At 40.1% G+C, this 21,553-nt stretch carries 19 protein-coding genes and 1 pseudogene; 12 read left to right on the top strand and 8 right to left on the bottom strand.

The annotated features are described in order from the left end of the window. Nucleotides 1-38: 38 nt before the first annotated feature. From CV014_RS19255 to CV014_RS19245, 3 genes are all read left to right on the top strand, one after another. Nucleotides 39-836 (top strand): aspartate/glutamate racemase family protein, encoded by a 798-nt coding sequence (locus CV014_RS19255; protein ID WP_236143496.1) that lies wholly within the window; start codon nucleotides 39-41, stop codon nucleotides 834-836. Between the two features lie 11 nt (nucleotides 837-847). After that, on the top strand, nucleotides 848-1,858 hold the full coding sequence (locus CV014_RS19250) for a hydroxyacid dehydrogenase (RefSeq protein WP_236143495.1): 1,011 nt from the start codon (nucleotides 848-850) through the stop codon (nucleotides 1,856-1,858). A 409-nt stretch (nucleotides 1,859-2,267) separates the two neighbouring features. Beyond that, nucleotides 2,268-4,079, top strand: coding sequence for an ABC transporter ATP-binding protein/permease (locus CV014_RS19245; protein ID WP_236143494.1), 1,812 nt, complete (start codon nucleotides 2,268-2,270; stop codon nucleotides 4,077-4,079). A 42-nt stretch (nucleotides 4,080-4,121) separates the two neighbouring features. Here the strand turns inward: CV014_RS19245 and CV014_RS19240 are convergent, their stop codons facing one another. From CV014_RS19240 to CV014_RS19230, 3 genes are all read right to left on the bottom strand, one after another. Next, nucleotides 4,122-5,846, bottom strand: a complete 1,725-nt coding sequence (locus tag CV014_RS19240; RefSeq protein ID WP_236143493.1) for a glycosyltransferase family 39 protein — start codon at nucleotides 5,844-5,846, stop codon at nucleotides 4,122-4,124. Nucleotides 5,847-5,907: 61 nt separating this feature from the next. Then, nucleotides 5,908-7,155 carry a glycosyltransferase gene (locus tag CV014_RS19235; RefSeq protein WP_236143492.1) on the bottom strand — a complete coding sequence of 416 codons (1,248 nt, stop codon included), beginning with the start codon at nucleotides 7,153-7,155 and terminating at the stop codon, nucleotides 5,908-5,910. 279 nt (nucleotides 7,156-7,434) lie between these two features. Further along, nucleotides 7,435-9,129: a glycosyltransferase family 39 protein gene (locus CV014_RS19230; RefSeq protein WP_236143491.1), complete on the bottom strand. Its 1,695-nt coding sequence runs from the start codon at nucleotides 9,127-9,129 to the stop codon at nucleotides 7,435-7,437. 884 nt (nucleotides 9,130-10,013) lie between these two features. Here CV014_RS19230 and cofH point away from each other — a divergent pair. From cofH to CV014_RS19210, 4 genes are all read left to right on the top strand, one after another. Next, nucleotides 10,014-11,174 carry a 7,8-didemethyl-8-hydroxy-5-deazariboflavin synthase subunit CofH gene (cofH, locus tag CV014_RS19225; RefSeq protein ID WP_329608402.1) on the top strand — a complete coding sequence of 387 codons (1,161 nt, stop codon included), beginning with the start codon at nucleotides 10,014-10,016 and terminating at the stop codon, nucleotides 11,172-11,174. A 200-nt stretch (nucleotides 11,175-11,374) separates the two neighbouring features. Further along, complete coding sequence (gene psb27 / locus CV014_RS19220; protein ID WP_192881642.1) at nucleotides 11,375-11,776, top strand: photosystem II protein Psb27; 402 nt, start codon at nucleotides 11,375-11,377, stop codon at nucleotides 11,774-11,776. A 356-nt stretch (nucleotides 11,777-12,132) separates the two neighbouring features. Continuing rightward, nucleotides 12,133-12,825, top strand: a complete 693-nt coding sequence (locus CV014_RS19215; protein ID WP_236143500.1) for a hypothetical protein — start codon at nucleotides 12,133-12,135, stop codon at nucleotides 12,823-12,825. A gap of 49 nt (nucleotides 12,826-12,874) precedes the next feature. After that, nucleotides 12,875-13,306, top strand: coding sequence for a hypothetical protein (locus CV014_RS19210; protein ID WP_236143490.1), 432 nt, complete (start codon nucleotides 12,875-12,877; stop codon nucleotides 13,304-13,306). Between the two features lie 148 nt (nucleotides 13,307-13,454). Here CV014_RS19210 and CV014_RS19205 read toward each other — a convergent pair whose 3' ends face one another. Continuing rightward, nucleotides 13,455-13,889: a hypothetical protein gene (locus tag CV014_RS19205; RefSeq protein WP_236143489.1), complete on the bottom strand. Its 435-nt coding sequence runs from the start codon at nucleotides 13,887-13,889 to the stop codon at nucleotides 13,455-13,457. A gap of 360 nt (nucleotides 13,890-14,249) precedes the next feature. Between CV014_RS19205 and CV014_RS19200 the strand changes: the two genes are divergently transcribed. Continuing rightward, complete coding sequence (locus CV014_RS19200) at nucleotides 14,250-14,963, top strand: TerC family protein (RefSeq protein WP_236143488.1); 714 nt, start codon at nucleotides 14,250-14,252, stop codon at nucleotides 14,961-14,963. Between the two features lie 11 nt (nucleotides 14,964-14,974). Beyond that, nucleotides 14,975-15,121 (top strand): hypothetical protein, encoded by a 147-nt coding sequence (locus CV014_RS19195; protein WP_236143487.1) that lies wholly within the window; start codon nucleotides 14,975-14,977, stop codon nucleotides 15,119-15,121. Here the strand turns inward: CV014_RS19195 and ndk are convergent. Next, complete coding sequence (gene ndk / locus CV014_RS19190) at nucleotides 15,081-15,530, bottom strand: nucleoside-diphosphate kinase (protein ID WP_236143486.1); 450 nt, start codon at nucleotides 15,528-15,530, stop codon at nucleotides 15,081-15,083. The genes CV014_RS19195 and ndk overlap by 41 nt on opposite strands. A gap of 214 nt (nucleotides 15,531-15,744) precedes the next feature. Here ndk and speA point away from each other — a divergent pair, with 214 nt between their 5' ends. Then, complete coding sequence (gene speA / locus CV014_RS19185) at nucleotides 15,745-17,757, top strand: biosynthetic arginine decarboxylase (RefSeq protein ID WP_236143485.1); 2,013 nt, start codon at nucleotides 15,745-15,747, stop codon at nucleotides 17,755-17,757. Here the strand turns inward: speA and CV014_RS19180 are convergent. The 3 genes from CV014_RS19180 to CV014_RS19170 form a co-directional block, all read right to left on the bottom strand. Beyond that, nucleotides 17,754-17,912 (bottom strand): histidine kinase, encoded by a 159-nt coding sequence (locus tag CV014_RS19180; RefSeq protein WP_236143484.1) that lies wholly within the window; start codon nucleotides 17,910-17,912, stop codon nucleotides 17,754-17,756. The genes speA and CV014_RS19180 overlap by 4 nt on opposite strands. Before the next feature lie 24 nt (nucleotides 17,913-17,936). Beyond that, complete coding sequence (locus tag CV014_RS19175) at nucleotides 17,937-19,106, bottom strand: sugar phosphate nucleotidyltransferase (protein WP_236143483.1); 1,170 nt, start codon at nucleotides 19,104-19,106, stop codon at nucleotides 17,937-17,939. A 234-nt stretch (nucleotides 19,107-19,340) separates the two neighbouring features. After that, nucleotides 19,341-20,171 (bottom strand): segregation/condensation protein A, encoded by an 831-nt coding sequence (locus tag CV014_RS19170; RefSeq protein ID WP_236143482.1) that lies wholly within the window; start codon nucleotides 20,169-20,171, stop codon nucleotides 19,341-19,343. Nucleotides 20,172-20,488: 317 nt separating this feature from the next. Here CV014_RS19170 and CV014_RS19165 point away from each other — a divergent pair, with 317 nt between their 5' ends. Continuing rightward, nucleotides 20,489-20,743, top strand: coding sequence for a hypothetical protein (locus tag CV014_RS19165; protein WP_236143481.1), 255 nt, complete (start codon nucleotides 20,489-20,491; stop codon nucleotides 20,741-20,743). 44 nt (nucleotides 20,744-20,787) lie between these two features. Continuing rightward, nucleotides 20,788-21,553: pseudogene (locus CV014_RS30685) on the top strand (baeRF7 domain-containing protein); the annotation flags it as partial.

The following is a 21,553-nucleotide window of genomic DNA, read 5'->3' as shown; positions in this document are numbered from 1 at the left end:
TCCATACAACTAAACAATTGCAAATTTGGAGAAAAATTATGAATAAAAAACTACCAGTGTTGGGAGTTTTAGGCGGAATGGGGCCTGTCGTTACTGTTGAATTTCTCAAAACTATTTATGAATACAACCAGTATATCGACAACGAACAAGAAGCACCCAACGTTATAGTTTTCTCACTTCCTGCTGCACCAGATCGCACGACTTCAGTGCATAGCGGAAATGAAAGAGAATTCATCGATTTTGTGCAGATACATTTAGAAAAACTCAATCAATTAGTAGACCGCATAGTCATTGGTTGTTGTACTGCTCATTATGCTTTGGCTCATCTCCCAGAGCATCAGACTCATAAAGTAATCTCTTTAATTAAAATTGCCGATCAACAACTGCAAACACATAACGAGCCTGCACTTTTACTTGCAGGTTCAGGTACTTACAAGAAAAAATTGTTTGATCAAGGTTGTACTGCTGCAAATCTGATTATTTCTCCAGATGAAAACGATCATCACTTGATTCATGAGATGATTTTTAAAGTATTAAAACGAGGACAAAATCCTCTAGCAATTCTTGAAGATGTTCAAAAACTGTTAGATAAATATAATACTCGTTCCTTTATTTCTGGTTGCACAGAATTTCATATTCTCGCCAAATATCTCAAGCTTAATAGCATTGATTCTATACAAGCGATTGACCCTTTAACTACCATTGCCGAGAACTTTTTTCAGTTATTAGATTCATCCTCATCTAATTCTGATTTGCTGACAACAAAAATGAAGTTGTCTCAGCAATTTCATTCATCCAATATTGAGTCTAAAACATCGTTGTATCAAACAAATTAAGGTTAATTACCATGACCGCTATTTTCCCCCAAACTTCCCTAAGCAAGACTAAAAATCATAAAGTTCTGTTGATTGGGAAAATGTATGATGAGACAGGTGAAAAACTGCTTGCGGAATCCACTAATATCGAGATTATCAAAGAACCAACACAGCATCAAATCCATGAAGCTATTCAAGATGTATCGGGCGTATTTGTCCGTTATCCTACTAAATTAGATGCCCAAGCAATTGGATTGGCAAAAAATTTAAAAGTTATTAGTACCTCTGGATTTGGAACTGATGCAATTGATATTGCTGCTGCAACAAAACGGGGAATTGTCGTAGTTAATAATCCTGGCTTGTCAACAACGGCTGTGACAGAACACACAATTTCCATGATTTTAGCACTTGCTAAAAAACTAACTTTTCTCAATCAATCTGTCAAAGCAGGCAACTACTTAATTCGTAATCAGGTACAACCAATTCAAGTCGAAGGAAAAACTCTTGGTATTGTTGGTTTGGGAAGGATTGGTAGTGCTGTTGCGAAAATTTGTAGTACAGCATTGCAGATGCGAGTTTTAGCATATGATCCTTATGTCCCCAGCAGTAAAGCAGAAGCTGTCAGTGCAACTTTAGTACAAGATTTAGACTACCTACTTACTGAATCTGACTTTGTATCTTTGCATCCTGAGCTAACTGATGAGACTTATGAAATGTTTGCTCTAGAAGCTTTTAAGAAAATGAAGCCTACTGCTTTTTTAATCAATACATCTCGTGGAAAGGTAGTTCGCCAACCAGATTTAGTTACAGCCATACGCGAAAAATTGATAGCAGGAGCTGCTATCGATGTATTTGAACCAGAACCTCCAGCTATCGATAATCCCTTATATGAATTTGACAATGTCATTTTCTCACCTCATCTAGCTGGCGTTACACCTGAAGCCGGTATGGCTGCTGCACTTTCCGCAGCTAATCAAATACTGCAAGTGCTTCAAGGTGAGAAGCCCCCTTACATTGTCAATCCTGAAGTTTGGAATGCCTAATTTTTTAGGTTCTTCATTACCTGTTATGATAAAAACGTCTATGAATTAGCTCATATACCTCACTGGGCAAGAAAAACAGCTTTTAATCTTGACGTTTTAGCTTTTGGGAAAAAATCTAAGTTGTAAATGCCTGAAACAGTTGATTTTTTAACTGTAGTATAACACCTACGGAAGAGCCACTTTTTACCTCAAAACAAAAGCAATGGCTTGGCATTATTATTAGATAATTTTGCTGTATTTCTGTTTGAGAAATATAGCAAAATTGTTTTTTGAGATCATAAATTTGCTCAAATATATATCAATATTAATGATGTATTTTCCTGATTTTATAGCTATACCTCATGAAATGTAAAACAAAGTTTCATAATAATTTATAATACTAAAAAATTATTTTTGCAAGATGTATAATATGCAAAATCAAGTTATTTATAATAAATCTTCAAAAAATACTGCTTTCCTTGCTAATTTTACTAAGTTTTGGGAAGCTGTAAAAGCGATCGCCGCCCCATACTGGTTTCCAACAGAGTCAGGCATAAGAGCATTTTCCGATGTGATTAAAGCCTGGGGGATGCTGGCTCTCCTCATTTTATTAATAATTGGGCTTGTGGGCATAACTGCCTTTAATAGCTTTGTTGATCGCTATTTAGTCGATATTATTGTTCAAGATAAAGATGTTTCTAAATTTTTTCAGACGTTAGCACTTTATGGCTTTGGGCTGCTCTTAATCACCCTCTTAACAGGATATTCTAAATTTGTCAGAAAAAAAGTTGCTCTTGATTGGTATCAATGGCTTAACAAGCAGATTTTAGAAAAATATTTTAGCAATCGTGCCTATTATAAAATCAATTTTAGCTCCGATATTGATAACCCAGACCAACGTCTATCTCAAGAAATCGAACCTATTGCCAGGACTGCTATAACTTTTGCAGCTACTTTGTTTGAAAAAATCCTGGAAATGACAACTTTTTTAATAATTCTGTGGTCAATTTCTAAAGTAGCAGTAGCTATTTTACTTACTTATACTATTATAGGTAATCTGATTGCTGTTTTTTTGAGTCGAGAATTAGATAAAATTACTCAAGAGGAACTTGAATCTAAAGCAAGCTATAACTACAGCCTAACTCATGTACGGAATCATGCTGAATCCATAGCTTTTTTCCAAGGGGAAAACCAAGAATTAAATATAATTGAGCGCAGATTTAATAATCTCTTTAAAAATTCTGAAAGCAAAATTAACTGGGAAAAAAATAAAGATATTTTTAATAGAGGATATCGATCTGTAATCCAATTGTTTCCGTTTTTAATATTTGCGCCTGCCTATATTCGAGGTGAAATTGATTTTGGACAAGTTAACCAAGCAATTGTATCTTGTAGTATGTTTGCTAATGGTTTGGCAACATTAATTGATGAATTTGGCACTTCTGGAAGATTTTCGAGTTATGTTGAGCGTTTAGCTTATTTCTCGGATGCTTTAGAAGTTGTTACCAAACAACCAGAGAATGTCAGCACTATTAAAACCATAGAAGAAAATCGTCTGGCTTTTGAGGATGTTACCTTACAAACGCCTGACTATGAACAGGTAATCGTTGAAGACTTATCCTTGTCTGTTCAACCGGGAGAAGGTTTATTGATTGTCGGCCCTAGTGGTCGCGGTAAAAGTTCACTGTTGCGTGCGATCGCAGGTTTGTGGAATGCAGGAACTGGTCGTCTGTTGCGACCTTCCCTCAAAGACCTGCTGTTTTTACCCCAACGACCTTACATTATTTTAGGAACTTTGCGCGAACAGTTGCTTTATCCTAATAGAAATCGTCAGATGACCGATGCAGAACTCAAAGAAATATTGCAAAAAGTGAACCTGCAAAACTTGCTCAGTCGCATTGATAGTTTTGATACTGAGCTGCCTTGGGAAAACATATTATCACTAGGAGAACAACAACGCCTGGCTTTTGCACGTCTATTAGTGACTCATCCTAGTTTTACTATCTTAGATGAAGCAACTAGTGCTTTGGATTTGAATAATGAAGGGAATTTATATCAACAGTTACAAGAGACGAAAACAACATTTATTAGTGTTGGCCATAGAGAAAGTCTGCTTGATTATCATCAATGGGTTCTAGAACTTGAAGAAAATTCTAGTTGGAAGCTCCTGAGTGTCAACGATTATCGTCATCAAAAAACAATTGTTCAGAATTCTTCCCAAAATTCTGAAATTACTTCCTAATCAAGAGTCCTAAAATCTCATTTCCATGTGATTAACCAGCCACTAAAATTCAAAATCCAAAGTAGGACTAATTTTGCAGTGGTAAACTTTGTACTCATAACCGTTAATTGCTGGTAAAGACTGACTATGCTCTGTACAATTTTTGACGGCTTCGTCAACAGGAGCATGGAAATTTACCAGCCATAAATCAAAGGAACGGGGTAATTGACTGAGAGTATTTTTTAGGGTTTTAGTAGCTGTATTGACATCTTTATCTTGATGAGCTAACAAAAATAATGGTGCAGGATTGGTCACATTTTTGATTCTGAATTCCCTAGCTATACCCATCATTTCCCCGATTTGAACGTGAGTAATTTGAGTAGTAGCAATGAGTACGGGAACTTGAGATGTTTGTTGAATTAATCTCACAAATAAATCAGGGCGATAGTATTTTTGATATCCCAGATTGCAAATAACTGTAATTGCACTCAAAAATCCCATGAACCAAATCAATATCACGGCTTTTTTCTGCTGGAAATTTTGCCAAATGACAGCTAAATTCGCCCCTAGTAAAACGATCACAGCCGGGAAGTAGACAAAGTTATAACGCGCACCTCTAGTTAAGTCTATCCCCAGGAAATAGGTAAACACAAAAAATAGAGCGATCGCACCTATCACTACTCCCATTAACACCCGTGTTTCTAATTGCGTTTCTGGCGTTTGTAATTGTACTTTCAATCCCCTGACGAAAATCGGTGCCGCCCAAATTATAAAGATGAGCATCACTAAACCGGAAGCAATCACAATCCATAACTGTGGTGATTCTACTGGTAATAAGTACAACATTGTTACCCAAGCAGCAAAAGCTTGGAAAAATGGACTTATCCAGGCAAATCCTACACGGGGTTGCTGTATCCAGTCTGTTAATTTATCACCATAGCTATTCTGTAAAAAAACTGGTAGCCAAACTATACCAGTGATAAACGTACCTAAAATCACAGCATAGATGCGCCGCCAAGGGGGAGATAAGAATACTTTGGGGAATATTTTGGGGCTATTATGAATTTTGCGCCCAGCTAAAACTATTAATACTAAGCCTTCTGTAAACAGAGTCAGCACAAAGAAATAATGGGTGGCGATACCCAAGGCATTAATGATTACCCATGACAATGCTAAAGGAATGGGTAGCTGTGTTTGGTTTTGGATGTGGCGTGTGGTAATCACAAAGCAGGTGAGGGAAGCAATTACCCACAAGATGGCTAGAGTATAGTGACGGGCTTCTTGCGCCAAAAAAATCGCGTATGGTGAGACAGCCATCATCGCCGCCGCTAAATGAGCTACAATTCGGGAACGAAAAACAATCCAACCGAAGATATACATCGCCGGAATCGAAATAGCCCCGAAAATCGCCGCTAAAGATCGCGCCCCCCAAAGAGAGACTAAACCCTGTTGTGTCGGAAATAACTGCATCCACAGATGGGATAAAGCAAAGTAAATCGGGGGGTGGTTAGTTTCGTGGCTGAGGTGTTTCCAGACATCATTGAGACTGGCTGCGGCTTGTGGTTGCAGTGGTTGTAATAATATCTCAGGTGCGATCGCTTGATCTAGAGGTACTCCTAGAAAACTATTCCCTAAGCTAAACACCAATGTAGAAAATTCATCAGTCCAAGGGGGCTTGGCTGTAAGATTAGTTAAACGTAAGCCCAGGGCGATGATGAACCACAAAAGCAACATCAGAGGATGAAACCAACGAGATGTCATGGTAGAGTGCCAGTTATACAAACGCATCTATAAATTTTTGTGTCAATTTGTATATCTTAGACTTCCATCGTTGATTTAAGTTCGCCGATTATTTTACGTCAGTAACTCGCCAACTTAGTTTTAAGTTTACCCAGAAATTCCAGACAGTGGCGATCGCGATCGCAATCAGGTTAGCAATATAGCGATTGCGAATTAAGAAATTAAACACCACATTCAATACTAAAACGTTCAGCATTAACCCAGCCAAGCAAATCACGTTGAATTTTAAAAATCTTTTTAACCGTTGATGCCATTGTTGCTGTCTCATGGAGACATCCGCAAATGTCCAAGCATCATTCCACAAGAAATTATTGAAAATGGCAATTTCCCCCGCAATAATTTTACTGCGAGTCAACGGTAAGCCCAAGGTAGAAGGATCACTGAGTAAATACAGCATCGCCATATCGACAAATACCCCACTTAAGCCCACCAAGCCGAACCGCAAAAATCGCCCCATAGGAAAATTTGCTGCTAGCTGATTAATGCGTTTCAGGCGACCTGTGGATAAACGTAATCGGATTAAATGGTGAATATATTCGACATATTGCTTCCACGTTACCTTGCTTTCACCTTCTTTGCGCTCACAGAAGACATAGCCAACTTCCGCAATCTTTTGGATATTACCCCGTCCAATTACTTCTAGCAAAATTTTATAACCTACAGGGTTGAGTGTTGCCCCAGCAATGCTGCTACGTCTGACCATAAAATAACCACTCATCGGGTCAGAAACTCTCCCCAAGACTCCTGGTAAGATAATTAAACCTAATAACTGCGCGCCACGAGATAAGAAACGTCTAATAGCACTCCAACTACTCACACCGCCCCCATCCACATGACGGCTAGCGACTGCCATATCTGCTCCCTGGGAAATTTGCGACAATAGTTGTGTCAATACTTCAGGTGGATGCTGCAAATCTCCATCAATCACACCTAAAACTTGACCCCTAGCAACTTGCCAACCCCGAATCACTGCTGAGGATAATCCCCTTTCCCCTTGTCGCCGCATCACCCGCAATTGTGGATATTCCTTGGTTAAGAATTGCGCCACTTCCCACGTCAAATCAGGACTATCATCATCGACCACAATTAATTCGTAGTCTTCAGGAATATATTCATTTAATGTCTGAGTCAAAATTTGTACGACACTGTGAATATTGTCCCGTTCTTTGTAAGTGGGAATTACCAACGAAAAGAAAATATCTGATGCAATTGCTCCCTCATTAATAGGTGGTAAATCAGAAATCTGTAAAGGGCCAGTGGGGACTGCTAATAACGTGCTGGATGAGTTGACATTCATAAACTAGATTAAAAATAACACAATAGAGTTTACAAACTGATGCTTTTCTGTATCAACAGATGTGAATTCGTTATCTATGTAGCTTTTGAAACTGAACATCAGCACATTACCTTTAAGTATATTATGCACATGAGTAGTAAAATCAGCCAAAACTAAAAATCAATCATGGTGATTTTGCCAGCTTTTTACTTAATTTGAGTTCATATAGGAATCATATTTGATTTTGAAAAAAGAACTCAGTACACCTATGTTACTTCTTTTCCTATTACTTGTTTTCTTTCATTTATGGTTAGAGTGGGTGTAAAGTTTGAGAGTAAAATCGTCTATTTCCATTGTCCCTCTGAGATTTTGAGTTTGTTGGAGATTAAATTTCGGCGATAAAACTTGCTGAATATTCTGCTGTGCTGTCTGGATTTCTGCGGCTGTTTTTAACCTAGACCAAACAGGATCGGCACTGTCTAACCAAATAACTCGTTGATATTGATTTTTTTCATCGTTTAATATGTTGGCCAAGGAATCTGCTAATTTATTCGGACTGTCCGCTAATAGCATCACAGGCAGTTGTGGAGGAATATAATAAGCTAGGCGCATCACATGACCCCAAGCTTTAGAATTCATCGCAATTAGTGTTGAGTGATTGTTTTCTTGGGTAACTACATTGGCAATTTGATGGAATATGGTACGTTGTCTCAAACTAAAATCGCTAATGCCAATTCCCAGGTACAATATTAATAAACTAGCAGCTACAATGGTGCGCTTTTCCTGAGATACTGCTTGTTCTAACCACACAACAAATAATAGTAAACATCCAGGTAGAATAATAATCGTTGTTCTGCCCCAACCAAAACCCAATGTATTCTTTTTAGTGAGAATATCTACAGCTAAACTTAGTAATAAAGGGGAGATCCCTAAGATTACAGATGTAAACAAATTTTGCTGTTCATTTTTATGCCACAGATGCAAACTACAGATGAGCATAAAAACTACCACTAACACCCCAAAAGCGGCAACGCTAATCACTGGTAAACGTGTTACCCAATCACCTACCAATATATTAGTGCCGAGAGCGTAAAAGAAATCTTGTAGATGGTTGAAAAATGCGGTGATGATTCCTTGTTTAGCCGCAAACCGATTCAAGTCAGCATTACGGAATTGTTTAATGCCACCCCAGAGAAACCAAGGTATAGTGATCATGACCGCAGTAGCTAAACGTAATCCATGTTGCCACCAATGCTTTCGATCAAGATAAATTACTAAAATTGTCAGAGTAATTACCCAATAAGCATATAAATAAAATGTGAGTAACCCAGCTGCTACGGCTGTAACGAAGAGAATATTCAAGACTAACCGATGCTGTAGATTTTTGGTAGTTGGCTCTGTTTGCTGATGATTAATTATATGTATCAGCGCAACTGCACTGAGTGAAGTCCACAACACCAAAGGCGCATACATTCTCACGTTAAGAGAATGAAATAGATAAAAGGGGTTAACAGCGATAAAGGCTGCAAGTAATAAGCCGCTACGGTGGTTGAGGAGAACTTTACCTAAACTGTAACTACTAAAAATCGCTGCAATGCTAAATAGTAAATTCAAACTCCGCATCGCGGGTTCGCTGTTACCAAAAAGACGCAGCCATAAATGTTGACTCAGAAAAAATATCGGTGGGTGGGGTTCTCCATTGAGTAAATTCAAAATCAGTTTTTTGAAGGTGGAAATCAGCTCACTCAGACTCGATTCCAAAGGTAGCTGTAGTAAAGAGGTATAATCAGCTAACAGAACTGGTAAGTCTTTGGGTGTGCTATAGCTACCATTGTGTCCATTAGAAAGCAGTAATGAGAGAACTTCGTCGTACCAAAACTCTCGACTACCTAAATTTACTATTCTCAACAGTATAGCGATCGCGATCGCCGCTAAAGCTAGTTTTTCCACAGAAACCAGCTTCTTCAAATTAGTCAATGGCAAAACTGAATCCATATATTTACTGATATTAAATTGTCATCCCAATAACACATAATTTGACATTCTTTGCCAATTTAATGACTCTCTGACTATTTTCACAAGGGGATATATACTTATAGGCAAATACAATTTTTCTATCGTTCTAAGAGCTATTTAGTTAAGAAAAATATTTGCTGATTAAACAAGGCTCTAAAGGTTTGGCTAACATATTGGTAAGCCACAGCAATTACTATGATTACTTTCTTGGCATAAACAATTCAGCAGAGTTGAAGTTTCTGTATTTTTACTAGGATCGCAATAGTTAATTCCCAGATAGATATTGATATGTAAACCAATGACAAACAATGCGGTAAAGATAGCACTACTAATATATTTCAGTCCAAACTTGTTGATAGGTAGGGTGAATTGTAAAGCTAATACACTAATTAGGGTAATTAAGGGAACCAGAATTAATACAATCTGGCTACCCATCATTTACAGCCATTGGTAATAAACAAGTAAACAAAATTGCTATCAGTAATTTTTTTTGCATTTTGGCAGTGATTTTGATGCTGTCACTAAATACTGATAAGCAAATAAATAAAAAAGTAAAGTAGACTAAGGGAAAATAACTGAATCATTTGTTCCGTATACTAGCAAAAATAGTCTCAGCATCTGCTAACCGCGATCGCGGCGAAAATTCCTCTAAAACTTGCAAAGTATGAACACACAAAGGATGATGATCAACAATTTGATTGATTAGAAAGAATCAGGCGATTATTATTATGAGGCTGAGGAGAAATATTGCCTGGCGATGTTTAATCAGTGTAAATTTTCCGAAAATATGAAAGTTGTGTGATTTTCTAGTAAAATTAGATTTACAAATAATAATTGTAGATTAGCTGAATTCTTATTGATTGATTGTGCAGAAAAATCCTATTGATGCTATTGTCAGACGTTCTCTGATGGGAGATGACTTATCCCCAGATGAAGGCGTGTTATTGTTAACACAAACTGACCCAGAAGCGATCGCAGCTATTCGTGCTACGGCTGACCAACTCCGCCAGCAGCAAGTCGGTGATACTGTTACCTACGTAATTAATCGCAATATTAACTTTACTAACATTTGTGAGCAGCACTGTAGTTTTTGTGCATTCCGGCGGGATGCGGGAGACACAGCCGCTTATTGGTTAGATTGGACGCAAATTCTCGAAAAATCCCAAGATGCGGTGCGGCGTGGTGCGACAGAAATCTGTATGCAGGGGGGATTAAACCCAGAAGCCCAAATTGACGGGAAATCTCTCACCTACTACCTCAAGTTAGTAACAACCATCAAACAGGAATTTCCCCAAATTCATCTGCACGCCTTTTCCCCCCAAGAAGTGCAATTCATTGCCAGAATTGATGGCTTGACCTATGCTGAAGTGATCGCAGCTTTACGAGATGCGGGGGTAAATTCCATGCCCGGAACAGCCGCAGAGGTTTTAGATGATCAGGTGCGGCGTGTCCTGTGTCCAGAAAAAATTGACACGGCAACTTGGTTAGAAATCGTTACCACAGCCCATCAATTAGGCTTACATACCACTAGCACCATGCTATCGGGACATATTGAAACCCCATCCCAACAAATTGGACATTTAGAAAAATTGCGATCGCTCCAACAAACCGCCCTCCAAAAAGGATATCCTGCCAAAATTACCGAATTTATTCTCTTACCCTTTGTGGGACAAGAAGCCCCCAAATCCTTACGTCGTCGTGTGGGACGTGATCAACCAGTCCTAGCCGATGCTTTACACTTAAGTGCAGTAGCGCGGATTTACTTAGGTAATTGGATTTCTAACCATCAACCCAGTTGGGTAAAACTGGGATTAAGTGGTGCAACAGAGGCATTAGTTTGGGGTTGTAATGATATTGGTGGCACATTAATGGAAGAACACATCACCAGTATGGCGGGTGCTGTCGGTGGTACTTGTATGGATGTGACCAGTTTACAAACTGCGATCGCTTCCTTGGGTAGACCATACCAGCAACGAGATACTTTATATCAAAAAATCAATCAGTCTAGTCTAGCGATCGTGTGATACCAATTTGGGATTTTAGATTTTGGATTTCACAATATTATCTATCCCAAGTGGGTGTGAAAATAATTCTTTACTTAAAACCATCTCCACCCAAAACTGAGGATACTGCTACATTTCAGGGCAACTTACAACACCTAACTTGATCTTCAAGATACCAATACAAGATACGATGGACGTTGATTTACGTATAGTTTTACATAATGCTTATGAAGCGGTATTGGTCGCGTCTGCTTGCTCTCGTCTTGGTTGTTGCCATAGGCTTAGTAGGCTGTGGTAGCCCAGATAGCTTAACAGGGGATTACCGTCAAGATACCTTGGCTGTAGTTGGTGTTCTCAAGCAAGCTTTAGAAGTATCGCCTGATTCACCAGAAAAAGCGGCAATTCAAGCAGAAGCACGACAAAAAATTAATGATTTTTCGGCTCGCTATCAAAGGGTTAACTCGGTTTCAGGCCTGAGTTCCTTTACCACTATGCGAACAGCCCTCAACTCTTTGGCTGGTCACTACAGTTCTTACCCCAATAGACCTGTACCAGAAAAACTCAAAAACCGTTTAGAACAAGAATTTCAGCAGGTAGAAGCCGCACTCCGACGAGGGGCTTAACTTCGCCCTCTGCTAGATTCATCAGAGTCAAGAGTCAGCTATACTCCAGACTCTTGACCCTCCGAATTTTAGATTTTGGATTGAGCAGAACAGTCAATCTAAAATCTCAAATCCAAAATTGTTTGCTCCCAAAAATGGTAGTTTCCAGGCATTGATTAGCAAGCAACATTCCAGCCCAAATCTCAATTCCAAACTTAGTATCAGTTTTTTATCTGCTATCTTAGTGTTGAAGGCTACTCTGTATTGTGTTTAAAGTATAAAATAATAATTAAATGTTGGGTGCAGAGTAACATCGATTGGTCGAAATATGACTCATGACAGCAAAAAGCTACGGTTATAGTAGGATAGGCGATCGCCTGCCTGCCAATGAGATAAAAGATAAATTAAAATCACTCATCGAGCAGGCTGCATCGATAGATGCTAATTTAGCGAAAAAATTAGATGAAATAAATCGCTGGGTCAAAGACATTAAACCTGGTTCTTTAACCGCTAAACCGTTGGTGCTGGCTTTTTTGCTAGAGGTGATTACAGATTCGACAATCTGGCTGATTATTCAATCTCTACCATCAGAGGCAGAAAAAGCAGCTAAATTTGCACAAATGACACCGAATGAAAGATACTGGTACGGATATCTGTTTCCCAAATGGATTAATGCGACTGATGCAAAGTTCTACATTTGGAAACAAAAATTAATGGCAGGGGAGTTTAATCAAGAAGATGATGATATCATAAGAGCAATAGCGCAACAAATTGCCAGTCGCAATGGAAATGTTTGGCAGCGTTATATTGCTGATCTTTCTATGGCTACGGATTTAATAGTTAGTAATCATCAACAACAGCCACTCTGTATTCAAATTACCAGCGTGAGTGAAGAACTAAATCGGCAGAAACACCAAGCATGGGAAAATACGCTACGGTCTTGGGAAATAGAAAGAGGATTATTCCTAAGTTACAATCCTCAAAATGCGAATTTCATCAATCAACTAGTGAATGTCACTCTATACAACAGTGACTCTTTAGCTGAGGGCAAATATTTAAAATTCTCTTAATTGTTGTTGCGAATTGCGTATTTCATCAATTTGCCAATGATGGCTTAACATGGCTAACCACAAAGAAACTCATAATTATAATTACCAGATGGAAACATTTACTGAAGCTTTAGCAACAGCCAGAACAATGCAGCAAGACTGGCTCAGTTATGGTTTGAATTTTATCCATCTTTATGTTGATGATGTGGATGGAGACTGGCTAGAAACATGGGGAAATGACGAAATCTTTGCTAACCCAGTGTTAGATAAGATTAAAGAATTTCTCATCAGTGATGATGTTGTAGCTGTCCAGTTAAGAAATTATTTAGGCGATCGCTCGCTGTTTGATTTAGCAGTTAACTTAGAAGAAATGTGGCGAATTACTCCCACTAGCGATAGATTAACTACTTTAAAAAATATTTTAGCTATCGGCGAAACTCAAGATGAAGAGCTATCTAATTTAGCCGACAGCTTGTTAAAAACGCTAACAGAAATTCTGTGAGAAGTTAAACACTATCAGCAAAAATCAGTTTTTAGCGACTTCCAGAAAATAAACTATCCAATTTCTGAGTCAGACATCGTTCCTTTTCCCCCTGCCCCCTGCCCCCCTGCCTACACAGTGATAGTATATTTTTTAAGTTAGGAGTCCCCTAGCGGACAGGCACAGCTTGTAATTGCTGGACGTGCTTCTTAAAAATATACCATGTTTGTCCTTGCTGGTTACAAGCTAAAGTTTTGTCGAAGGTGACGGTGTAATAATCGCGGAGTCTCTCTACTCGATTACCGTCCTTAAATTCCGTCTGACTATTGCGATTATCGTTAATAGTAGCAACAAAAAACTTATCCCCCGTCCTGACACCACACTTTTTACTATTATCCTGAATTTGTCCAGACTGAAGAAACCAGTTTTCTTGTAACTTGAAAGTAGTACCGCCATTGGCAGTTACCCTTAAAATCCGAATTACAGGTATACTTTGAGTTTGAGAATGCACAGCTTGAGGAAACGCCACAGCCAACGCCCCAAACACCACACCTAGCCCAGCCATTACAGGTTTCTGATACAACCTAGTTTTACCAATAGCCATTGAGAATTTCCTTAATATTCAGTATGATTTACATTGCCATTGGCATGATTTTACACGAATCTTGATTCTAGGTAAATCTAGAATTTTAAATGCAGATAATGTTTACCTCTGATTGTTAAAAGTATTCATTAACACTGTATAGATTCCAGAAATCACAGAAAATTCAGTCGAGTAAAAGGGCTGAATAAGTAAGTGGATGTGCTAATGATGATCGTCTATCTAAGCGATCGCATAACAACCAACATTTCAGAATTGTTCGCCTACAGGTTAAGCTGAATGAAAGTAGCAATTTGTTGCACTTTTTAGATTAAATTCGCTATCCCTGTTAATTTTTTATTTTCCCTGCTTGAGAAACCTGGAATGCTAGACCAAATTTTTGACTCCCTGCACTTTCATCTCAGCATAGAAGCTTCTATAGTCCTGCTGATATTGGTATTTTTAGAAGCAGTTCTCTCTGCTGATAATGCGATCGCACTTGCAGCCATAGCCCAAGGACTAGACAACAAAAAACTAGAACGTCAAGCACTCAACATTGGTTTAGTTGTCGCCTATGTGCTGCGAATTACTTTATTGTTAACTGCCACGGAAGTCCAAAAGTTTTGGCAATTTGAACTCTTGGGTGCGGCCTACCTGTTGTGGTTGGTATTCCAACACTTTACCTCCGCAGAGTCAGAAAACGACCATCATCACGGGCCACGTTTCAATTCATTGTGGCAAGCTATACCAGTAATTGCCTTCACCGACTTAGCCTTTTCTTTAGATAGCGTGACAACTGCGATCGCCGTATCTCAAGAAAAGTGGTTAGTCCTCACCGGAACTACCATCGGTATTATTACCCTGCGCTTCATGGCTGGTTTATTTATCCGTTGGTTAGATGAATTTGAAAACTTAGAAGACGCGGGATATATTACCGTTTCCTTAGTGGGTTTGCGCCTGTTATTAAAAGTCATCAACGATGATTTAGTCCCACCAGAATGGCTAATGATTACCGCGATCGCCCTAATTTTAGCTTGGGGATTCTCCAAACGCACCGTTACAGAAACACCCCAAATAGAACCGGAAAAAGTGAAGTGACGAAATAACGATTGGGGAATGGGGAATTGGGAATTGGGAATGGAAGACAAGGGGGACAAGGTAGATTGTATGTCCCATGCCCAATGCCCCATGCCCAATTCCCCATGCCCTATGAAATTACTCGTGCAACCAAGGTGTTAAATGAGGTTGCCAGTTGACTAATTCTTCGTCTTTAAACCACAGACTAACTTCGCGCACAGCAGTTTCTGGTGCGTCAGAACCGTGAATCAGGTTACGGCCGATGTTAATGCCGAAATCACCCCGAATTGTTCCTGGTTCTGCGGTTAAGGGATTAGTCGCACCGATGATTTTTCTGGCAGCAGCAATCACACCATCACCTTCCCACACCATCGCCACTACGGGGCCAGATGTGATAAATTCAACTAGGCTGGGAAAGAATGGTCTTTCGCGGTGTACATCATAGTGTTGTTCAGCCAATTCCCGGCTGACTTGCAAAAATTTCAACCCAACTAGGGTAAAACCTTTTGTTTCAAAGCGACGGATAATTTCGCCTATTAGTCCACGTTGTACGCCGTCTGGCTTAATTGCTAAGAATGTGCGTTCCAAAGCTATCTCCCAAGAAGCAATAAAATTTGCAAACTGTCAAGAGTCAAAAGTCAAAAATCTACAGTTTAAAGTCTCAGAGTTTCACTATTGACCATTGACTGTGGCCTATTGACTATTGACTATCAACCAATCAGAGTTTATCTCAAGAGTGCATATACGTTGCTAAGTGAATGCGTTAAATTGTTTATTCGTGGGTGAAACACAGAGGTCAGACATGGGTGTTGAGTCAACTGCTACATCGGATGAAGTGGTGAAAGTGCCATCTAACGGCAATAAACTAGAAGGAAAAGGTCATAAACACAAGAAGCTATTACCACCAAGTACAGGGGATGTTTCTCGTGCTTGGAAGATTGAGGATAGCGAAGCCTTGTACCGCATTGAAGGTTGGGGACAACCTTATTTCTCAATTAATGCGGCTGGTCATGTGACTGTTTCTCCCAAAGGCGATCGCGGTGGTTCTCTAGATTTATTTGAATTAGTGAACGCTTTAAAGCAACGTAATTTGGGATTACCCCTATTAATTCGCTTTTCCGATATTTTGGAAGACAGAATTGAACGGTTGAATGCTTGTTTTGCCAAAGCGATCGCCCGATACAATTACCCTGGGGTATATCGTGGTGTCTTCCCTGTCAAATGTAACCAGCAACGGCATTTGATTGAAGATTTGGTTAGATTCGGCAAACCCCATCAGTTTGGTCTAGAAGCCGGTTCTAAACCAGAATTAATGATTGCCTTAGCGATATTGGATACCCCAGGCGCATTACTGATTTGCAACGGCTACAAAGACCGAGAATACATCGAAACAGCGATGTTAGCCCAAAGACTAGGGCAAACCCCCATCATCGTTTTAGAACAAGTTGAAGAAGTCGATTTGGTGATTGCCGCTAGTCATCAACTAGGAATTAGACCGATTTTGGGTGTACGGGCAAAATTAAGTACCCAAGGTATGGGACGCTGGGGAACATCCACAGGCGATCGCGCCAAATTTGGACTGACAATCCCCGAAATTATCCAAGCCGTTGACAAATTGCGCGAAGCCGATTTATTAGGATCTTTGCAGTTGATGCACTTCCATATCGGTTCGCAAATTTCTGCCATTAACGTGATTAAAGATGCCATCCAAGAAGCTAGCCGGATTTACGTAGAATTAGCTTCTCAGGGTGCAGATATGAAATATCTCGATGTCGGTGGTGGCTTGGGTGTAGATTACGACGGTTCTCAGACCAACTTCTACGCCTCGAAAAACTACAATATGCAAAACTATGCTAACGATATCGTGGCAGAGTTGAAAGATACCTGTGCGGAAAAGCAAATCCCCGTACCGACCTTAATTAGTGAAAGTGGAAGGGCGATCGCTTCCCACCAATCAGTGTTGATTTTTGATGTTCTCAGTACCAGTGAAGTCCCCTTAGATTTACCAGAACCACCACAAGAAGGCGAATCACCGGTGATCAATTACCTCTGGGAAACCTATCAATCGATTAACAAAGAGAACTATCAAGAGTTCTACCACGACGCAACCCAATTTAAAGAAGAAGCCATCAGCCGCTTTAACTTAGGCATTTTACGACTGCGGGAACGCGCCAAAGCTGAACGATTGTACTGGGCTTGCTGCCGCAAAATATTAAACATTATTCGTCAGCATGATTACGTACCAGACGAATTGGAAGACCTGGAAAAAATTATGGCTTCCATTTACTACGTCAATTTATCAGTGTTTCAATCAGCACCAGATTGCTGGGCGATCGATCAGCTATTCCCCATTATGCCCATCCATCGCCTCGGTGAAGAACCGACCCAGCGAGGAATTTTAGCAGACCTCACCTGTGATAGTGACGGCAAAATTGACCGCTTTATCGACCTGCGTGATGTCAAATCCGTGCTAGAACTGCATCCCTTCCAACCAGGAGAACCCTATTATCTAGGAATGTTCCTCAATGGTGCTTACCAAGAAATCATGGGTAACTTACACAACCTCTTTGGCGACACCAACGCAGTGCATATCCAGCTAACACCCAAAGGCTACCAAATTGAACACGTAGTCAAAGGTGACACCATGAGCGAAGTAGTCAGTTACGTACAATATGACTCTGAGGATATGGTAGAGAACATTCGTCAGCGTTGTGAAAAAGCCTTAGAAGAAAAGCGCATCACCCTAGCTGAATCCCAAAGACTCCTGCAAACCTACGAGCAAAGTCTCAGAAGATACACATATCTTAATAGTTAAGATGGGGCATGGGGCATTGGGCATTGGGCATTGGGCATTGGGCATTGGGCATTGGGCATTGGGCATTGGGCATTGGGCATTGGGCATTGGGCATTGGGCATGGAAGTAAAATCTCCCTTGTCGCCATTCCCCATTCCCCATTCCCCATTCCCCATTCCCCATTCCCCATTCCCCATTCCCTAAATTACATTCGTCCCCAACAACTCCTCAATAGCTTGTCTTTCCAAGGGTGTGGTTTGTGGTGGAGTCTGACGTGCATCGGTAATCAACCAGTCTAAAGCCGCAGCTTGCACATCAATGGCTGCGCCTGTCTTATCAACGCAGTAACGCCCAAACACTAGCTTATCGACTAATCTGACTCCCGCACCTAAACGTGACCATTCAAAAATGACGCTGTTATCAACAGTCGCACCACTACAAATCCAGCAGTTAGGGCCAATCATCGCCGGGCCTACGATTTTCGCCCCATCTTCAATTCTGGTCATCCCGCCGATGTAAACTGGCCCTGTAATGTCTACCTTGTCCCAATTGATAGCCACATTTAAACCAGTGTAGATACCTGGTGCGACTTCGTGTCCAGGGATTTGGACGTTTTTAATTTCACCCAACAACACACCCCGAATCGCCCGCCAGTAGTCTGGAACTTTACCGATATCTACCCATTCAAAATCCATAGGAATGGCGTAGAAAGGCGCACCAATTTCTACCAATTTGGGGAATAATTGACTACCAATGTCATATTCCACCCCAGAGGGGATATATTTAAATACTTCTGGCTCAAAAATGTAAATACCTGTATTGATGTTGGTGCTGAGTGCTTCTTCTACTGAAGGTTTTTCTTGGAAGGCTTTGACGCGATTATCTGCATCAGTCACCACTACACCGTAACTAGAGACTTCTTCCAAGGGAACGGATTTGGAAATGATGGTAGCAATTGAACCTTTGGATTTATGCCACTTGACGGCGGCCGTCAAATCTAAGTCAATCAACGCGTCACCGCATAAAACTACAAAGGTATCATCAAAAAACGGTGAGAAGTCTTGAATACGCCTCATTCCACCAGCTGATCCAATCGCTTCCCCGATCAGTTTACCCTCATCGTCAATTTTTCCTTCAAAGGAATAAGCAATTTGTACCCCAAATCTTTGACCGTCACGGAAATAGTTTTCAATTTCTTCCGCTAAATGGCTAACATTGACCATAATTTGGTCAAAACCATGTTGACGCAGAAGTTCCACCAAAAATTCCATGACTGGCTTTTGCAGGATGGGAATCATCGGTTTGGGAGTCGTGTAGGTAATCGGACGAACACGAGTACCTTTACCTGCTGCGAGAATCATCGCTTTCATAATATTTATTCCTCAACCACAAGCCAGTTTAGTTTCATTGAATGATACTTAATCATCAGTTTTTATTTATTCTTTAGGTAGCCCCTCACAACAGGGATAACAGGAATTGACTGATTATCGCAACTGATGGACGGCTAGATTAAATCTCATCGGATTTTTGCTCTGACCCCACTACAAACACGTTGGTGTGGTCAAGTCACCGAATATTCTATCTTGCTTTGGCTGGGAATTCTTTCAGCTCATCGGTTGTGGTAATCCTGAATTGGTGTGATTTACATTCGTAATTAGGCGGATCTTAATATCTTCGTAGAATTCCTCCTGCAATAGCTCTACTTTAGATTGGGCTGACAGCAACAGCAACGCCCAGAAAACACTGACTACGTGAGTATTTTCTGATTCATGGTGAGCAGGGTTTGCAGTTGGTGGCTTTGTCTGTGTCCACAATTGTACGAGCTGTTGTAAATTTAGGTAGTTTTGCTCTAAGAGTAATTCTTGGGCAGCAGAATGTAAAACTTGTTCTAGTTCACCGGCTACTTCAGTTAAGTTTTCTTGGTGTGCTAACTCCAGTGCTTCTCGCATACTTTTGACACTGGGTTGTCTTTTGATGCGCGCTGGTTTGTCAACTTTTTGTACCAGTTTGAGCTGGTTCGCCATGATTTGCAATTGTGTGATTAACTCTTGCAATGTCACACGGCGTTTAGGAGGAGGCATGGCCGCCGGACGACGACGCAAATGTCGCTCTAATTGTAAACGATGACCTTGTTGTAATAGTCCTAGTTCGCCATCTAATAAGGCATCATCTATGACTTCTTCTAGTTCATCTGTGGCTGTTGATAATTGCATTAAAGTATTAGCTTTAAATAAAACTAACATTGATGCAGAAAGAAAAGCCTGTCCAGATTGGGATAAGTCAGCTTCGTAACCTCTGGCTGTTGTTTTGGGTGTCATTAGTTCTAAATAACGGTCAATCACATCAATGACTTGGACATCCCAAGGATCTATTTCCCCTTGTTCGGCTTGCTCAATTAGGAGTGTGATTGTTTCTAATAGCTCGGAGGCATCCATAAGTAAATTATTTTAGATTTTGGATTGAAAAAGCTCAAATTTAAAATTGCAAATCCAAAATTACAGGTTTAGGAGGAAAAAAGACAGTTTTTACAGGCTTTGGAAAATTTCAGTGAGAGTATAGTTCTTGAACAGTTGAGGAATTTTAACTTAATAATGGTCACAAATTAAATTCGAGACATAAAATATTTATCTTTCTAGGGAAAGGTGGATATAGAGGAAAATCTTATCAAAAGAAAGATGATTTTTACTCAATCAACTCTTGAAATAAAACTACACAATCTAGATTTATTTCATCGAGCTAGGAAGTTCATCCTATGACATTACTATATATTGATGAGTTAAAGAATCTCATTGATACTGTGCAAACACCTTGTATTTCTTTGTATATTGCGATGCAAAAGTCAGGGGCGGAGATTCGAGAAAATCCGATTCGCTTTAAAAATGCGATACGAGAGGCAGAAAAACGCTTAGATGCGATCGCAATGCGCCATACAGAAGCCCTGAAGTTGCTACAACCAGCAATGGAACTGGATCGAAATGATTTTTGGGAACATCAGGAACAGGGTTAGCGGTGTTTATTTCCCCTGGAATATTTCGGTATTACTGTTTGCCGATGCCAGTACCAGAGTTAGTAGTGGTAGGGAAGCAATTTCATGTGAAGCCATTACTGCATTTAATTAATAGCGATCGCAAATTTTACCTCCTGACGTTGGCTCAACAAAATGTCCGTTTCTTTGAGGGCAATCACTATGATATGCAAGAAGTGACGGTAGAAAATATGCCGCCCAATTTAGAAGCAGTGCTGCTGATACAGGATAACTCAGAAAAAGGTGTCCAGCACCGCATTGCTACAACTAGAGGCGGAACTGCTAATCCTTTTCAACATCCAGGGGAGTTTCATGGACAGGGAAGTCCTGAGCATGATAGACATCAAGTGGGTATTTTACAATTTTCCTACGCCATTGATCAGGCATTACAAGAAAAATTGCGGGACGAACAAGCACCGTTAATTTTAGCGGGGGTGGAATATCTGCACCCAATTTACCGAGAAGCAAACACCTATCCCATTTGCTACCAGAGGGAATCACAGGCAATCAAGAACTGACAGACCTTAAAGAGTTACACCATCAAGCTTGGTCAATTGTGGCACCAATGCTAGAACAACAACAACAGCAGGCAAACTCACTTTATCAACAACTAACCGAAGAAAATCAGCATCAAACTTCTGCTGATATCAAAGAAATCGTCCCAGCCGCCTATTACCAAAAAGTTGATACCCTCTTCATTTCTCTCAGACAGCAGATTTGGGGTAAATTTAACCCCGATAACATGACTGTAGATTTACACCCCGAACCACAGCCAGACGATGTAGATATGTT

This window comes from Nostoc sp. CMAA1605, from assembly GCF_021596505.1.
In the GTDB taxonomy this organism is placed as follows: domain Bacteria; phylum Cyanobacteriota; class Cyanobacteriia; order Cyanobacteriales; family Nostocaceae; genus Trichormus.
This window is presented reverse-complemented; position numbering and strand designations above follow the sequence as displayed.

What these genes read in the sequence shown, in the direction of transcription:
- CV014_RS19175 (WP_236143483.1), bottom strand. Translation starts at nt 19,106, where the DNA reads ATGAAAGCGATGATTCTCGCAGCAGGTAAAGGTACTCGTGTTCGTCCG.
- CV014_RS19200 (WP_236143488.1), top strand. Translation starts at nt 14,250, where the DNA reads ATGCTAGACCAAATTTTTGACTCCCTGCACTTTCATCTCAGCATAGAA.
- CV014_RS19240 (WP_236143493.1), bottom strand. Translation starts at nt 5,846, where the DNA reads ATGCGTTTGTATAACTGGCACTCTACCATGACATCTCGTTGGTTTCAT.
- CV014_RS19205 (WP_236143489.1), bottom strand. Translation starts at nt 13,889, where the DNA reads ATGGCTATTGGTAAAACTAGGTTGTATCAGAAACCTGTAATGGCTGGG.
- CV014_RS19230 (WP_236143491.1), bottom strand. Translation starts at nt 9,129, where the DNA reads ATGGATTCAGTTTTGCCATTGACTAATTTGAAGAAGCTGGTTTCTGTG.
- CV014_RS19170 (WP_236143482.1), bottom strand. Translation starts at nt 20,171, where the DNA reads ATGGATGCCTCCGAGCTATTAGAAACAATCACACTCCTAATTGAGCAA.
- CV014_RS19255 (WP_236143496.1), top strand. Translation starts at nt 39, where the DNA reads ATGAATAAAAAACTACCAGTGTTGGGAGTTTTAGGCGGAATGGGGCCT.
- CV014_RS19235 (WP_236143492.1), bottom strand. Translation starts at nt 7,155, where the DNA reads ATGAATGTCAACTCATCCAGCACGTTATTAGCAGTCCCCACTGGCCCT.
- CV014_RS19165 (WP_236143481.1), top strand. Translation starts at nt 20,489, where the DNA reads ATGACATTACTATATATTGATGAGTTAAAGAATCTCATTGATACTGTG.
- psb27 (WP_192881642.1), top strand. Translation starts at nt 11,375, where the DNA reads ATGCTTATGAAGCGGTATTGGTCGCGTCTGCTTGCTCTCGTCTTGGTT.
- CV014_RS19210 (WP_236143490.1), top strand. Translation starts at nt 12,875, where the DNA reads ATGGCTAACCACAAAGAAACTCATAATTATAATTACCAGATGGAAACA.
- speA (WP_236143485.1), top strand. Translation starts at nt 15,745, where the DNA reads ATGGGTGTTGAGTCAACTGCTACATCGGATGAAGTGGTGAAAGTGCCA.
- CV014_RS19180 (WP_236143484.1), bottom strand. Translation starts at nt 17,912, where the DNA reads ATGGGGAATGGGGAATGGGGAATGGGGAATGGCGACAAGGGAGATTTT.
- CV014_RS19250 (WP_236143495.1), top strand. Translation starts at nt 848, where the DNA reads ATGACCGCTATTTTCCCCCAAACTTCCCTAAGCAAGACTAAAAATCAT.
- CV014_RS19245 (WP_236143494.1), top strand. Translation starts at nt 2,268, where the DNA reads ATGCAAAATCAAGTTATTTATAATAAATCTTCAAAAAATACTGCTTTC.